Here is a 14,478-nt window from a genome sequence, read left to right as displayed (position 1 = left end):
CCGCCCCCGCCCACTCCGTCGATCATGGAGTTGTGGCGCCTTGTTTGTGATGATTGGGAGTTTCGGGTGGTGCCCAAAGTTCATGATCGACGGGAGCAGACCGGGGGGTGGGGGTCAGATTCGGTAGAAGCCCCGGTAGCGGCGGATCAGCCGCCACTGGAGCACCACCGCGGCGACGGTCAGCAGGATCATCACCAGGGTCGCGGCCGCCGCGTAACCGTACCGGAGGTACTCGAAGCCGTTGCGGTAGACGAAGAGCGACAGGTAGGTGGTGGCGTACGGGGGCGGGCCGCCGTCGGTCACCACGAACGCGGGGACGAAGGAGAACTGGAGACTGCCGATCGCGTCCCGGACCAGCAGCAGCGCCAGCACCGGAGCCATCAGCGGCAGCGTGATCCGGCGGAACACGTCCCAGCCGGTGGCATCCTCGATGGCGGCCATCTCGTACACGTCGGCGGGGAGCGCCCGGCGGGCGGCGAGCAGCACCACGAAGGTCTCCCCGATGGTGAACAGGCTCATCAGGACGATCGCGGCCCGCGCGTCGGTCGGGTCGGTGAGCCACTGCGGCGGGGTCCGGCCGAACACGGTCAGCCCGTTCTCCCCACCGAGCCGGAGCACCTGGTTGATCGGGCCGTAGAGCGGGTTGAGCAGCCAGAGCCAGAGCAGCCCGTACGCGATCTCCGGCACCGCCGTGGGCAGCACGGCCGCGGTACGGGCCGAGCCGACGGCCGGGCCGCGCCGGTGCAGCAGCAGCGCCAGACCGAGCGCCAGCAGCAGCCGCAGCGGCACCGCCACCAGGGCGAAGACCAGCGAGTTGGTCAGCGACACCCGGAACACCGGGTCGTCGACCAGCTCGATGAAGTTGTCCCACCCGACGAAGCGCGGCGCGCGCAGCAGGTCGTACTCGGTGAACGCGAGAACCAGGGTGACCGCCGCGGGCAGCAGCACCAGGCCGACCAGACCCACCAGGTACGGCGCCAGCATCAGCCGCAACTGCCGACGGGAACGGGTGTCGGGGTTCACGCCGGGTCGACCCGTCGCCCCGAGGTGGCGTCGAAGACGTGCACGTCCGGCCAGCGCACGGTGACCCGGACGGCGGCGCCGGACGCGGGACGCCGGGCCGCCGGGACGCGGGCCACCACCGGGTGCCCGCCCGGCACGGTCAGGTACGCGTAGGCGTCCTCACCGATCACCTCGACCCGGTCGACGACCGCCGCGCCCCCCTCGCCGGCCGCCGGATCGGCCAGGCCGACCGCCTCGGGACGGAAGCCGAGCCGCGTGTCGCCGCCCGCTCCCGGTGGCGGGTCGCCGGCCGGGGTGAGCGCGTCGGCGGGCAGCAGGTTCATCGCCGGGGAACCGACGAACCGGGCCACGAACACGCTCGCCGGGCGATGCCAGATCTCGTCCGGGGTGCCCACCTGCTCGACCCGGCCGTCCCGGAGCACCGCGATCCGGTCGGCGAGCACCAGCGCCTCGGTCTGGTCGTGGGTGACGTGCACCATGGTCGCGCCGAGCCGGTCGTGCAGGGCCCGCAGCTCGGCCCGCATTTCCACCCGCAACGCCTGGTCGAGGTTGGACAGCGGCTCGTCGAGCAGGAACACGTCCGGTTCCCGGACCAGGGCACGGGCCAGCGCCACCCGTTGCCGTTCCCCGCCGGAGAGCTGCCCGGGGCGACGGCCGAGCAGGTCGGCACAGCCCACCGTCTCGGCCGCCGCCCTCGCCCGTTCCCGGGCGGCGGTGCGGGGCACGTCGCGCACCTCGAGGCCGAAGGCGATGTTCTCCGCGACCGTCAGGTGCGGGAAGAGCGCGTACGACTGGAACACCATGGAGACGTTGCGCCGCCCCGGCCGCAGGGCGGTGACGTCCCGGCCGGCGATCGACACCCGCCCGCCGGTCACCGGTTCCAGCCCGGCCACCACCCGCAGCACCGTGGACTTGCCCGCGCCGGAGGGGCCGAGCACCACCAGCAGCTCCCCGCGCGCCACCGCCAGGTCGACGGCGTGCAGCACCTCTGTGCCCCGGTACGCGGCCGAGACGCCGGCCAGCGTGACACCTGTCGCGCTCACCCCTGCTCGCCCCGGGCGAAGATCGGCCGGGTCTCGGCGTCGAGCTGGCGGATCACGTCGTCGAGGCGGTCACCCCGGAACATGGCGTTCTCCAGGATGCCGTAGCTGACGTCCTCGATCTCCGGCCAGGTGGAGACGGTGGGCAGCGCCCGGACCGTGGGGATGGCGTCCAGGAACACCTTCGCGTTGCGCGGCGGCTGCGCCGGGTCGAGGAACGCCGGCGAGTTGGCCACCTCGACGTGCGACGGGACGGTACGCCCGGTCGCCGCGATGATCCGCTGCCCCTCCTCGGCGATGGCGAACTCCAGGAAGCGCCAGGCGGCGGCCTTGTGCTTCGCTCCGGTCGGCATGCAGTACGCGTCGGAGTGCAGCACGCCGACCGGCTTGCCGTACACCGGCAGCGGGGCGACGTCCCACTCGAACCCCTTGACGGTGCGGAAGTTCGTGGTGGCCCGTCGGGAGGTCATCAGCATGGCGAGCCGGCCGTTGGCGAAGCGGGACTCGTCGTCCTCGGCCTCCACCTCCTCGTCGGTGGGCGTCACCCCGTACGCCTGGCGCAGGTCGACCAGGTTCTTGAGCGCCTCCCGGGCGGCCGGGCCCTCCAGGGTGAACCGGGTCGGCTTCGCCGGATCGTCGACGATCTCGCCGCCGGCCGACCAGACGAACGGGGCGAGCCGGATGATCGACGGCTCGACGCCGAGCCCGTGCACCACCGGCCGCAGCGCCGCTCCCTCGCTCTCGGTGCCCTTGACCACCGTCCCGTTGGCGTCGCGGGTCATCATGGTGGCCGTGCCGACCATGTCGTTCCAGGTCCAGCCCGCCTTCGGCTCGGGCACGCCGTACTTCGTGAACAGCGTCCGGTTGTAGTAGACGGCGAGGCTGGAGACGTTCTGCGGCAGGCAGAGCTGCTTGCCGTCCCACTTGAAGGCGTCCATCGCCACCGGGTAGTAGTCGGTCGGGTCGAGCGCCTCCGAACCGGCGATCCGGTCGTCGAGCGGTTCGATGACGCCCTTGGCGGCGAACTGGCCGTAGAAGCGGTAGTTCATCAGGAACAGGTCCGGCGGCGCGCCCCCGGCGACCGAGGTGGAGAGCCGCGCCAACAGGTCCTTGCGGTCGCTGGCCTCGATGAGCTGGACGTCCGCGTCCGGGTGCTTCTTCTCGTACGCCCCGATCAGGGTGCGGTAGGCGGCGAGTTCCTCCGGCGCGCCGAAGACCAGCAGTCGCACCGGCCCGCCGTCGGACGGGTCGGAGCCGGAGCCACACCCGGTGGCGAGCAGCAGGGCGGACAGCAGCAGCGCGAGCAGCGCCTTCGGTCGCATCATCGTCCGTTCCGGTCGGAGGTGTGCAGGAACCGCCGCTGGGCGAGGACGAACACCACCAGCGCCGGCACCGTGGCGACGACCGCGCCGGCCAGGAAGACCGGGAAGTTCGTCGGGTCCAGCACCGACAGGGAGCGCAACGCCAGCGGCAGGGTGAACAGGTCGCGGTCGTAGACGTAGACCAGCGGGTCGAGGAAGTTGGACCAGGTGAGCACGAAGGTCAGCGCGGTCAGGCCGGCGGTCACCGGGCGGACCAGCGGCAACGCGACGCGCCACCAGGTCCGCACCGGGCTCAGGTCCGCCACCAGGCAGGCGTCGTACAACTCCGCCGGCAGCGCCCGGAACGCCAGGTAGTAGACCAGGACGTAGAGCGGCGAGGTGCCCACCAGCGCCGGGGCGACCAGCGGGACCAGGGTGTCGGTGAGCCCGAGCACCCGGAAGATCGCGAAGCGGGGCACCAGCAACGCGGTCGCGGGCACCATCAGCGCCACCAGGGACGCCGCGACCACGACGCCGGTGGTACGCGGGGCGAGCCGGGCCATCGCGAAGCCGGCCAGCGAGGCCACCAGCACACTCAGCGGTACGGCGACCACCGCGACCAGGACCGAGTTGAGCGAGGCCCGCAGCAACCCGCCCAGCTCGACGGCCTGCTCGTAGCCGACCGTGGTCAGCGGGTCCGGCACCAGCTGGGGCGTGGGCGACGGGGGCAGGCCGGGCTGGGTCAGCGAGCCCGAGACCAGCAGCACCAGGGGCGGCACGAAGACCAGGAGGACGAAGGCGGCGCCGAGGGTGCGCCAGACGCGCAGCGCACCCTCGGGCAGCGGTGAGGGGCCGCGTCCGCGGCCCCTCACCCGGTTGTCACCGATGATCGTCCACCGCCTAGCGGAGGGTGAGCTGCCAGGCGCCGAGCCCGTGCGAGGCGGCGTAGAGGATCCGCTTGCCGGGCACGACGGTCAACCCGGCGACCTCCACGTTCGGCATGCCGGCGGCGGCGGGGACCCAGCTCGTGCCGCCCCGGGCCAGCCGCAGCACACCGAAGTCGGTGGACGCGTACAGGTCGCCGGTCACGTCGTCGCGCACCAGGTCGGTGGCCGGCTGGTCGCCGAAGTCGTACGACCGGTCCGCCCAGGTGGCCCCGGAACCGGCCACGGTCACCTCGAACAGGTGCCCCGGCGTGCCCGGGGTGTTCGAGCCGAAGCCGCTGTAGGAGATCCACATCCGGTTCGGGTTCGCCGGGTCGACGTGGATGCTGGTGACGAAGCGGTTCGGGGTGTTCGCCGTGTCGATCCGGGTCCAGGTCACCGCCGACGCCGGCTCGGCGTCCACGTTGTGGCTGACGAACACCCGGCCGGTGCTGGTGGCCGCGTACGCGGTCGACGAGTTGCTGGCGACCCGCTCGACCACCGAGACCGCGCCGCCGGCCCGGTCGCCCCAGGCGGCGTCGGTGAGTCGGGTGGTGCCCAGCTCCGCCCAGTCACCGCACTGCGCCTCGTACGTGCCGGTCCAGGTGTTGCAGATCCGGTTCGCCTCCTCGATGGTCCGGTCGCCCAGGCCGAAGGTCTTCGTGCGGTAGACCGTGCGCCCGGTGCCGGCGAACATGGTGCCGCTGACCTTCGGGTCGCTGATGTGCGGGGCGTAGAAGAGCGTGCCCGGGTGGCCGAAGATCGGGTCGGAGACCGAGATCCAGCTGCCGATGTCCCCGCCCGCGAAGTTCACCTCGGGGGTGGCGTCGTAGAAGGTGTGGAACCGGAACTCGGGCTTGCCGACGTCGAAACCGGAGGCGCCGCCGTCACCGATCATCGTGTTGACCCACTGCTTGCGCTGCCCCTTGTTCTCCCAGGTGCCGTTGTCCTGGGTGCCGCCCTGCAACAGCGTGTGGTCGTGCGGGCTCACCGAGAGGCTGATGTACTGCAACGTCGTCATGCCCTTGTTGATCCCCTCGATCTTCGCGGGAATCCGGGAGAGCATCTGCTGGCAGCGTGCCTTCTGCGCGTCGGTGACCAGGCCACGGTCCGGGTTGTCGCACCACGCCGAGCGGTCCACGAACTGGCCGCTGGAGCGCACCAGGCCGCCGTCGCCGGCCTCGAAGAACTGGTACGGGTTGCGCGGGTTGGTGACGAGCGCGTGCTGGTCGGGGTGCATGCCGTTGGGGTGCAGCTCGTCCGTGCCGTCGTAGGTCATGTCGGTGCCGCTGACCCCGGCGTCGGTGGAGAGGACCACCGCGCGCTTGTTCGCCACGGTCTCGCCGTAGACGTACGACCCGCCGGTGTAGACGATGTCCGGGTGCCCCTTGGGGGTGTGCACGAACACGTCGTACCAGCACTGGCCGGTGCACTGGTTGTAGGTCGCGTAGCCCGGGTCGGCCGGGTTGGAGCTGGTCAGGTCGGTGAAGGTCGGGGTCGCCCCGGCCACGTCGTCGCTGCGGAACAGCCGCGAGTACGGGTTGCCGATGTTGCCCTCGTAGACGTACATCCGGGTCTTGCCGTTCGGCAGCGCGGTGACGTCGATCGCGGCGCGCGTCTGGAAGACGGCCCGGTTCAGCGACTCCTTGATCTGCGTCCAGGTGGCGCCGCCGTCCGGCGAGCGCCAGACGCCCCGGGCGTACGAGGAGGCGTAGACGACCTGCGGGTCACGCGGGTCGAGCTTGACGTAGCGGACCCCGCGCGGCGAGCAGGCGGTGGTGTTGTTGTACTCGGCGGCGTTGCCGGTGCACTCGGTGGCGTTGGCCGAGCCGTTGTGCAGGAACGTCCACCGCTTGCCGCCGTCGGTGGACTTGTAGAGCCCCCACTTGGCGGCGTCCGGCACCGGACGGGTCCCCCCGGTGCAGCAGGAGCTGGACATGCCGCGCAGCGCGGTGGTGGTGGCGACGTAGAGGGTCTTCGGGTCGCCCGGCTTGATGGTGATCTCGCCGATGCCCTTGCCGGCGAGGGAGTCCTTGCCGAGCGGGCCCTGCCAGGTGAGGCCCCCGTTGGTGGACTTGTACAGGCCGACGCCCGCGACGCAGCCGGAGGCGCAGGTGTTCGCCTCGCCGGTGCCGACGTAGACGGTCAGACCGGTCGGGTCGTTGCGGTCGATGACGACCGCGCCGGCGGCGTTGATGCCGAGCGGGCCGCCGAGGTAGATCCAGTTGGGCTGGGGGGCGAGGATGTTCAGCGTGCCCCACACGCCGCCGCCGGCCGGGGTGGCGTACGCGCGGCACAGCAGCGGCTTGCAGTCCGGGGCGATGTCGATGGAGGTGACCCGGCCACCGGCGACGTACTCGTTCGGCACGTAGTTCCACGCGTTGCGGAACTCGGTGAACGGGTAGAGCGCCTCGCTGGGGCCGATGTTGGTCCACCGGCTGGTCGGCCCGCCCCGCGCCGCGCCGCCGCGCCGTTCGGCTCTGGCGTACGCGTCCCGCGAGCGGTCCATCTGGGCGACGGTGATCCCGGCGGCCGGGTAGGCCCGCTCCAGGAACTCCTGCTGGGCGGCGTACCCGGGGCCTTCGGGCGCCATGCCGGTGTTGCCCGGCACGGACTGGTGCAGCCGCTGGAGGTGGGCGCCCAGCCGGCCGGGCATCTCCCCACCGACCGGGGCGGCCGCCGGGGCGACCTCGGCGCCGGCGAGGTGGATGCCCGCGGCGCCGGTCGTGGCTACCAGGGCCGCGACCGCGAGTCCTACGAAGAGGTGGCGACGTCTGCGCTTCACGAGGGGTCCCTCCTGCCGCCCGGGTCCGGCGCCGGATTGGCGACCGCCACCGGCAGCGTCCGGTGTGGAGGATCCCAGAGCGGATCTCGGCAGACAATCCCCCGCCCGGTGGCCCTGCCCCGGCGGCTCGCCGGCGGTCCTTTTGGCGCAGGTGGGAGTAGGTGCGGTGGCCGAGGGTACGGGTACCGCATGCCAAACCGTTATGAAAACTATCCCCGGATCGCGGTCGTCACCGGCGGCGACTCCGGCATCGGCCGGGCCTGCGCCGCCGCCCTGGCCGGGGCCGGCTTCGACGTCGGCGTCACCTGGTGCTCCGACGCGGACGGGGCGGAACGCACCGCCGAGGAGGTGCGCGCGACCGGCCGCCGGGCCGAGACCGCCCACCTGGACCTCACCCGGTTGCCCGGGGCGGCGTCGGTCGTCGACGAGCTGGCCGACCGGCTCGGTGGGATCGGGGTGCTGGTCAACAACGCCGGGACCGGTGCCTCCACGCCCTTCGTGGACACCGCGTGGGAACAGTGGCGGGAGGTGCTCGCGGTCGACCTGGACGGGCCGTTCCTCTGTGGTCAACGGGCGGCGCGGCGGATGCGGGCCGCCGGACGCGGTGGGCGGATCGTCAACATCACCAGCGTGCACGAGCACGCGCCCCGGGTCGGCTCGGCGGCGTACTGCGCGGCCAAGGGCGGGTTGGGGTTGTTGACGAAGGTGATGGCGCAGGAACTGGCGGCGGAGGGGATCACCGTCAACGCGGTCGCCCCGGGCGAGATCGCCACTCCGATGACCGGGCAGGAGGACGTCGACCCGTTCACCCGGGACCGTCCCGGCGTGCCGGTGGGGCGGCCGGGGGACGCCCGGGAGGTCGCGGCGGTGGTGGCGTTGCTCGCCTCCCCTGCCGCGGCGTACGTGACCGGGGCGTCCTGGCCGGTGGACGGCGGAATGCTGATGATGGGGCCACAGGCCGGATCCCATCTGCCCTCGGACGAGTGGCGGTCCGGGTGACCGCGTACGGCGGCGCGCAAAAAGACCGTCGACGTCGAGACCCGGGGCAGGCCGACGCCTCCTCTGTCGGCCTGCCCCGGGGGCTCGGGACGCCCGGGTCCGACCATAGAGCTGTTTCCGGCCGGCCAATGAATCGTTCCGGTAACGGCCGGATTGGTTGTCGTGTATCGGCAACGATTAGATATCGCCGCCGGCGCCGTCGAATGACGCTGCGATTCCGTTGTCAGCCGAATGGTCAATTATCGCGGAACGACAGACGTACGGGACGCCTGCGGCGGCACGTCCGGTGGTTTCCGGGCCGGCCCGACGGGAATCCGCCCCGCAAGGCCGTCAGGGTGGCGTCGCACCGCCGACGCGCCCGTCGAGTGGACGGAGGGTGAGATGAGCGACGACGTACCACGGGTGGCCCGGTCCCGCGCCGACCACCTGCCCGGCGAGACCGCCGGCGGCCGGATCGACGCGACCGGGGTACGACCGGGCCGGACCGGCGACTCCCGCGAATCCGGTCCCCGGCGCGGCAGCGGCACGGTGACCGGTGTCGAGGACATGCCCCGCAGCGACCTCGACCTGGGCGACGAGGCGACCGACGGTCGGGCCGCCGAGGAGGCGATCGGCGCCCGGCCCGGCGAGGACCACACCGAGATCGACGACCGGCGGCAACGCTGACGGCGACCGCCCGGCGGACCGGTCGGCGGGTCGACGTTTGCGCCGCGACGGCGCGGGCAGGAGTGCGGTATGGGCACCGACGAGCACAGGGATCGCGCGGCCACCGACGAACCGGACGGCGCCACCGCCTTCGAGGCGTCGCTCCGACCACCGGGCGAATCGCTGCGGAGCACCGACGACACCGGCGACGACCTCGGCGGGCCGGCGCCCGACGAGGGGCAGCCGGCGACCATGACCAGCCGGGCCGGCTACGACGTCGACGACGTCTCCGGCAGCACCGACCCGACGCGGTACGATTGACGATCTCTCCGCCCTAAAGGGCGGAGATTCCCTCCACGCTGCGCGTGGAACACGCGGCGTCCGGGCGGATTCCTGCTTCTCGACGCGAGGTCGGCCGCGGTGCCGGCACAAGTGCCGGTCTTACCCGAGTTCCACAGGCGTTTGAGTTGTCCCAGCGTCCCTGGGCCAACACGTTGATCGCCGCATTGACGTCCCGGTCGTGGACCGCGCCACACAGGCAGGCCCACGACCGGACGGACAGCGGCTTGGGTCCGTCGATCCGGCCGCATACCGAGCACGTCTGTGTCGTCGGTGCGAACCGGTCGATCTTCCCGAAGGTTCGCCCCCAGCGGGCGGCTTTGTACTCCAACATGCCGACAAACGACGACCATCCGGCGTCGTGGACGGACTTCGCCAGCCGGGTCCGGCCGAGACCGACGACGCACAGGTCCTCGACGTACACCGCTTGGTTTTCGCGGATGATCCGTGTCGAGAGCTTGTGCTGCCAGTCCCGCCGGGTGTCGGCGACCCGAGCATGAGCGCGGGCGACCTTCACGACGGCCTTCTTGCGGTTGTTGCTGCCCCGCTGCTTGCGGGTCAGATCCTGTTGCAGCCGCTTGAGCTTGCGCGCCGCGCGGCGCAGGAACTTCGGCGCGGCGACCTTCGTGCCGTCCGAGAGCACTGCGAAGTGCGTCAGGCCCAGGTCGATCCCGACCTCGGAGTCCAGCTCGGGCAGCGCCTCGTCCGTCGTGGTCACCACGAACGAGGCGAAGTGCCGGCCCGCCGCGTCCATGACGATCGTGACCGAGCTGGGGTCGGACGGCAGACCCCGTGACCAGCGGACGTCCAGGTCGCCGATCTTCGGGAGCCGGAGCCGGCCGTTGTCCAGCACCTTGAAGCGGGCGTTGGCGGTGAACCGGATCGCCTGCCGGTTGTCCTTCCGCGAGCGGAACTTTGGCGGGGCCACCCGGCGTCCCTTGCGCTTGCCGGTAACTGAGGCGAAGAAGTTGCGGTACGCCACGTTCAGATCGGCCAGCGCCTGTTGCAGGACGACGGCGGAGACCTCGCCCAGCCACTCCCGCTCCGGGGTCAGCTTGGCCTGGGTGATGGCCTGCTTGGACAGGTCCCCGTCCGAGACGTACGGCAAGCCCTGCTCGCGGGCCTCCTGCCGTGCGCGCAGCCCGTCGTTGAACACCACCCGCGCGCACCCGAACGCCTTCGCCAGCTCGATCTGCTGGCCGGGCGTCGGATAGGCGCGGAAGTTGTACCGGAGCTGCACGAAAGACACCGCACCATGTTGGTTTATGGCTGATCTTGCAGGCATCCGCACTGGTAGACACTGTGTTTTCGCAATGCACGTCCACTTGGTTTTCGTGACGAAGTTCCGGCACAACGTGTTCGCCGACCGGCACCTCTCCCGCATGGAGGCGATCATGCGGGACGTGTGCGCCGACTTCGAGGCCGAGATGGTGGAGTTCAACGGCGAGAACAACCACGTCCACCTGCTGGTCAACTTCCCTCCCAAGGTGGCGGTGGCCCGGCTGGTCAACTCCCTCAAGGGCGTCTCCTCGCGCCGCTTGCGACAGGAGTTCCCCGACCTGATGCAGCACTACTACCGGGCCAACAAGCTCTGGTCGGGCTCGTACTTCGCAGGCTCCGTGGGCGGGGCACCGCTGAGCGTCGTGAAGCAGTACATCGAGCAGCAGAACCGGCCCGGTTAGGGCACTGCTCCGGCCTTGGCAGCCCTCCCAGCGCGGGCCTTCACCCCCGGCCTGAAGGCCCGAGCACTGGCCCGCATTCCGGTAGCCGACCACGGTCGGCACCGGGATCCCGGGCGGGCTCAGCGTGAACCGTCGCGCGACGCCGCCCGGGCCTCGGTCATCCCGCGGTTGGCCAGCGCGTCGGCCCGCTCGTTCTCCGGGTGCCCGCTGTGCCCCTTCACCCAGTGCCAGGTCACCTCGTGTCGACCGCAGGCGGTCTCCAGCCGCTGCCACAGGTCGGCGTTCTTGACCGGCTGGCGGGCGGCGGTGAGCCACCCGTTGCGCTTCCACGAGGCCAGCCAGCCGGTGATGCCGTTGCGGACGTAGGTGCTGTCGGTGTGGATCCGTACGGTGACCGCGCGGGTGAGACTCTCCAGGGCCCGGATGGCGGCCATCAGCTCCATCCGGTTGTTGGTCGTCGCGGTCGACTCGCCCCCGCTGATCTCCCGTTCGTGCGCCCCGTAGCGCAGCACCGCGCCCCAGCCACCCGGTCCCGGGTTCCCGCTGCACGCCCCGTCGGTCCAGATCTCCACGACCCGGCCGGTCGTCGCCCCGCCCGGGTCGACCGTCGTCTCCACCATGCCCGGCAACCTACCGTCCGGCCGGCGGGCCGACGCCCGGTGTCCGAGCCGACGGGCCGCTCGGACAGAATGGCCCGGTGGGCAGGCGCGGAGCGGAACGGAAGACGACGGACACCTCGGCCTGCCCGTGCGGCACGGGACGTGGCTACGGCGAGTGCTGCGCACCACTGCACCGCGCCGAGACCAGCGCGTCGACGGCCGAGGCCCTCATGCGGTCCCGGTTCTCCGCCTTCGCCGTCGGCGACGTCGACCACCTGCTCCGCAGCTGGCATCCACGCACCCGGCCGGCCGGACTGAACCTCGACCCCCGGCTGCGGTGGACCCGGCTCGAGGTGCTCGCGACCGACGGTGGCGGCCTCTTCGACACCACCGGCACGGTCGAGTTCCGGGCCCACTACCGGGACCGTGGCCGCCCCGGCACACTGCACGAACGCAGCCGGTTCCGCCGCGAGGACGGGGCGTGGGTCTACCTCGACGGGCACACCGACGACGGGTGACGACGGTGACCCGTCCGGCATCGGCGCTCAGCGGGCCGGGCCGCCCCGGTGGTACGCCCGGACCTCGCCGTCCGAGGCGATCAGCCGGGTCCACCGCTCCCGTTCCGCCTCGGCCTGGCGGCACATGGCCCGGGTCAGCGACTCGGGCAGGACCACGTCCCGCACCTCGACCCGCTCGACCAGCACACCCCACGGCCGCCCGGACGGCCCGCCGACCGCCGTGCCCAGTGCGGCGTTGACCCGCTCCCGGTCGCCGATCACGGTGTCGAGATCGACCCCGCCGAGCACCGACGGCAGGACGGTCCGCACCACCTGGCACAGAGCCGACGGGTAGTCGTGCACGTCCACCAGGGCCTTCACCGGGTCGACCACCCGGTGCCGGACGACCACGTCGACGGTGAGGGGGACGTTGTCCCGGGTGATCGCGCCCTGCGCGGGAACCTGCGTCAGCACGGTCTGCACGTTCACCCGGACCATCCGGTCGGCGACCGGCACGATCAGGTGCAGGCCGGGCTGACGGATCCGGTCGTGTACCCGCCCGAAGCGGAAGACGACGCCGCGCTGGTGCTGCGGCACGACCCGGACGCTCGCCACCAGCAGGACCGTCACCAGGACGACGACGGCCAGGCCGATGATGGCGACTACCATGTCCCCCTCCGGTTCCGGCGGCCCCACTCCCCTGGCCGGCGGTTACCCGGCGCGCCGCCGGCCACACCGCGTTGTGAACTCGCAGCAGCTTTGCTGCCCCGGCGCTCCATTCCCCGGCCAGACGCGATCATCCACCCGTGACCACAGCCACTTCCGGCGACCGGAACCGAATGGTGGGAGCGGTGCCACCTCGCCGTCTCGTGTCGGACAACTGTCTGATGACGGTGTGCCGACGCTTCGTGAGCGCGCCGCTGCCGGAGTAGGTGCCATCAAGGGAACGTGCCACCTGTATGTGACCCCTACGCGGCGCTCCGGACATGCCTCAAGCCCATCCGGGTCGCGTCCCGGTGGTGGTTCGGACTGGGCATCATCCTGTTGATCCTGGTGGCGGGGATGCAGCGGCAGCACGGCTGGTGGTGACGACCTGCCACGAGGTCATCCGCGCATCCTCTTCCGCGTCCGCCGGGTACGTCGGCGTGGGCGACGGTTGCCGGTGCGCAGGCGGCCCCACAGGGCGACAGCCCAGGCGACGGAGGCGAGGGCGGCGGCGTTACGCGGCTCGTCCCAACCCGCCCAGGCGTTCCGGCCGAGCCACCACAGGAGAACCCACAGCGACAGCCACAGCCCGGCCCACCCGGCGACGGTGGTCCGGTGTCTCGTCCACCAGCGGACCAGCTGCGGCGGGGGCGCGGTACGACGAGCGGGACGTGGGCCGGCTGTTCGGGGTGCCCGTTGACGGGGCACTCGCACGTTGCGCTGAGGCTGCATCCAGCCCGGATCCCGGGCCTGCCGTTGGAGGACGGCCCGGCCGGGCGGGATCCGACCCGGGTTCGCCAGGTTGCCGTCGACGTTGTACAGCGGCAGCTCCGTCTCGATGGCTCTGCGCTCGGCGGCCAGCACGGAAGTCTTGTCCGAGAAGGTGACGGGGTCGACCTCCCAGGCCATGATGGTGTCGGCCCACGGCTGCTGGTAGATGTGCTCCATCAGCCGCTGGAACGGCAGCCGGCCGGTTTCGCCGACGTATCCGAGGGCACGTCCACCGGTCTCGGGATGACGCACCCAGAACCGGTAGAGGGCACAGTCACGCTGACCGGAGACGGTCGAGGCGGAACGATCGGGCATCAGTCGGCCACCTTCCCGTTGTCGACAAACACATACTGACCGTGACCACCGAATCACACCAGCTGTACGGCTCCGCCAGCTCGTCGAGCAGGTCGTGGGCGGATGCCCCTTCCTGGTCACCCCGGCAGTCCCCCGGTCCAGCGACCGGCACGCGGCTCTCCCACGTGGAGAAGCCGCCCGACCCGGTCGGGTGGGCGGCTGGCGGTGGTGCGGCCGGAGGTTGGCGGGTGCGGGGATGACTGCCGCCCGGCTGGTGGCGGTGCGGCCGGCTGGGCCACGCTCCCGCTCGGACCGGTGAGCAAGCTCGCAACCCGCCCGGGTGCGCGCGGGGTTTAGCTTTGGTGGAGGTGGTGAACCATCAGGTGGACGTCGACGAGAGGGGTACCCGTGCCCAGCGCCTCCCACAACTATCCCAGCCAGCGGGTCGGCCTGCCCGAGAACGTGACCGATCCGCTGCTGTGGCGGCTCGGCTTCGACGTGGCGAGCGCCCACCAACTCGACGCGTCCGGTCGGTGCGGGAACCTCGGCTGCCCCGACGAGTCCGGGCCGTGCCCGGCCCTGCGGCAGGCGGAACAGGCGATGCGGCTGGCCCAGCAGAACGCCGTCCGGGAGTCCCCGGCCGACGGCTCCTCCTCCGACGAGGCGCGGATGCCCCGGCGGGTGCCCGGGTCGGGACTACGGGCGGCCTGACCGGTCGGGGCGACCCGTGCCGTCCCGGGGCCGCCCGGGTACGGTTCGCCAGGCACCCGAAGACGACTCTGCGATTGTGGGGCGTTCGTGACCAGACACAGGTGGAGGCGGCCCGGTTCCCCGGCGGCCGGGTGAGGACCGCCTCGGCCGCCGGGGAACCGGGA

General features: G+C 71.9%; 15 protein-coding genes. 6 read left to right on the top strand and 9 right to left on the bottom strand.

The window, feature by feature from the left end; all coding sequences use genetic code 11:
• Window positions 1-114: 114 nt before the first annotated feature.
• The 5 genes from QSK20_RS29535 to QSK20_RS29515 are packed head-to-tail and all read right to left on the bottom strand — an operon-like array spanning window position 115 to window position 7,072.
• Complete coding sequence (locus QSK20_RS29535; protein WP_285791896.1) at window positions 115-984, bottom strand: carbohydrate ABC transporter permease; 870 nt, start codon at window positions 982-984, stop codon at window positions 115-117.
• A 35-nt stretch (window positions 985-1,019) separates the two neighbouring features.
• Window positions 1,020-2,066 carry an ABC transporter ATP-binding protein gene (locus tag QSK20_RS29530; RefSeq protein WP_285791888.1) on the bottom strand — a complete coding sequence of 349 codons (1,047 nt, stop codon included), beginning with the start codon at window positions 2,064-2,066 and terminating at the stop codon, window positions 1,020-1,022.
• Window positions 2,063-3,388 carry an ABC transporter substrate-binding protein gene (locus QSK20_RS29525; RefSeq protein WP_285791887.1) on the bottom strand — a complete coding sequence of 442 codons (1,326 nt, stop codon included), beginning with the start codon at window positions 3,386-3,388 and terminating at the stop codon, window positions 2,063-2,065. The genes QSK20_RS29530 and QSK20_RS29525 overlap by 4 nt, the downstream gene beginning before the upstream one ends.
• The gene (locus QSK20_RS29520) at window positions 3,385-4,236 is read right to left on the bottom strand and encodes a carbohydrate ABC transporter permease (RefSeq protein WP_285791886.1); all 852 of its coding nucleotides are present in this window, start codon (window positions 4,234-4,236) and stop codon (window positions 3,385-3,387) included. The genes QSK20_RS29525 and QSK20_RS29520 overlap by 4 nt, the downstream gene beginning before the upstream one ends.
• A gap of 28 nt (window positions 4,237-4,264) precedes the next feature.
• Window positions 4,265-7,072: a beta propeller repeat protein gene (locus QSK20_RS29515; protein ID WP_285791885.1), complete on the bottom strand. Its 2,808-nt coding sequence runs from the start codon at window positions 7,070-7,072 to the stop codon at window positions 4,265-4,267.
• 189 nt (window positions 7,073-7,261) lie between these two features.
• On the opposite strand from QSK20_RS29515, the gene QSK20_RS29510 reads away from it, so the two are divergent.
• The 3 genes from QSK20_RS29510 to QSK20_RS29500 all read left to right on the top strand — a co-directional run bounded on the left by QSK20_RS29510 (window position 7,262) and on the right by QSK20_RS29500 (window position 9,037).
• The gene (locus QSK20_RS29510; RefSeq protein ID WP_285791884.1) at window positions 7,262-8,071 is read left to right on the top strand and encodes an SDR family oxidoreductase; all 810 of its coding nucleotides are present in this window, start codon (window positions 7,262-7,264) and stop codon (window positions 8,069-8,071) included.
• Window positions 8,072-8,452: 381 nt separating this feature from the next.
• Complete coding sequence (locus tag QSK20_RS29505; protein WP_285791897.1) at window positions 8,453-8,737, top strand: hypothetical protein; 285 nt, start codon at window positions 8,453-8,455, stop codon at window positions 8,735-8,737.
• A gap of 69 nt (window positions 8,738-8,806) precedes the next feature.
• Window positions 8,807-9,037, top strand: coding sequence for a hypothetical protein (locus tag QSK20_RS29500; protein WP_285791883.1), 231 nt, complete (start codon window positions 8,807-8,809; stop codon window positions 9,035-9,037).
• Between the two features lie 13 nt (window positions 9,038-9,050).
• On the opposite strand, the gene QSK20_RS29495 is transcribed toward QSK20_RS29500, so the two are convergent.
• Window positions 9,051-10,304, bottom strand: a complete 1,254-nt coding sequence (locus QSK20_RS29495; protein ID WP_285791882.1) for an RNA-guided endonuclease InsQ/TnpB family protein — start codon at window positions 10,302-10,304, stop codon at window positions 9,051-9,053.
• Window positions 10,305-10,320: 16 nt separating this feature from the next.
• On the opposite strand from QSK20_RS29495, the gene tnpA reads away from it, so the two are divergent.
• Window positions 10,321-10,737 (top strand): IS200/IS605 family transposase, encoded by a 417-nt coding sequence (gene tnpA / locus QSK20_RS29490; protein ID WP_285791881.1) that lies wholly within the window; start codon window positions 10,321-10,323, stop codon window positions 10,735-10,737.
• 119 nt (window positions 10,738-10,856) lie between these two features.
• Here tnpA and rnhA read toward each other — a convergent pair whose 3' ends face one another.
• Window positions 10,857-11,357, bottom strand: coding sequence for a ribonuclease HI (rnhA, locus tag QSK20_RS29485; RefSeq protein WP_285791880.1), 501 nt, complete (start codon window positions 11,355-11,357; stop codon window positions 10,857-10,859).
• 77 nt (window positions 11,358-11,434) lie between these two features.
• Here rnhA and QSK20_RS29480 point away from each other — a divergent pair, with 77 nt between their 5' ends.
• Entirely contained in the window at window positions 11,435-11,854 is a 420-nt protein-coding gene (locus tag QSK20_RS29480) for a YchJ family protein (RefSeq protein WP_285791879.1), read from the top strand.
• A 27-nt stretch (window positions 11,855-11,881) separates the two neighbouring features.
• Here the strand turns inward: QSK20_RS29480 and QSK20_RS29475 are convergent, their stop codons facing one another.
• Together QSK20_RS29475 and QSK20_RS29470 are read right to left on the bottom strand one after the other, a co-directional pair.
• The gene (locus QSK20_RS29475; protein ID WP_285791878.1) at window positions 11,882-12,502 is read right to left on the bottom strand and encodes an SPFH domain-containing protein; all 621 of its coding nucleotides are present in this window, start codon (window positions 12,500-12,502) and stop codon (window positions 11,882-11,884) included.
• A gap of 435 nt (window positions 12,503-12,937) precedes the next feature.
• Window positions 12,938-13,624 carry a hypothetical protein gene (locus QSK20_RS29470; protein ID WP_285791877.1) on the bottom strand — a complete coding sequence of 229 codons (687 nt, stop codon included), beginning with the start codon at window positions 13,622-13,624 and terminating at the stop codon, window positions 12,938-12,940.
• Window positions 13,625-14,011: 387 nt separating this feature from the next.
• Between QSK20_RS29470 and QSK20_RS29465 the strand changes: the two genes are divergently transcribed.
• Window positions 14,012-14,314 (top strand): hypothetical protein, encoded by a 303-nt coding sequence (locus QSK20_RS29465; protein WP_285791876.1) that lies wholly within the window; start codon window positions 14,012-14,014, stop codon window positions 14,312-14,314.
• Window positions 14,315-14,478 lie beyond the last annotated feature (164 nt).

Origin of the sequence: Micromonospora sp. NBRC 101691 (assembly GCF_030269285.1) — a bacterium.
Taxonomy (GTDB): Bacteria; Actinomycetota; Actinomycetes; order Mycobacteriales; family Micromonosporaceae; genus Micromonospora; species Micromonospora echinospora.
Note: the sequence above shows the minus strand (reverse complement) of the source record. Positions and strands in the feature narration are given on the sequence as shown.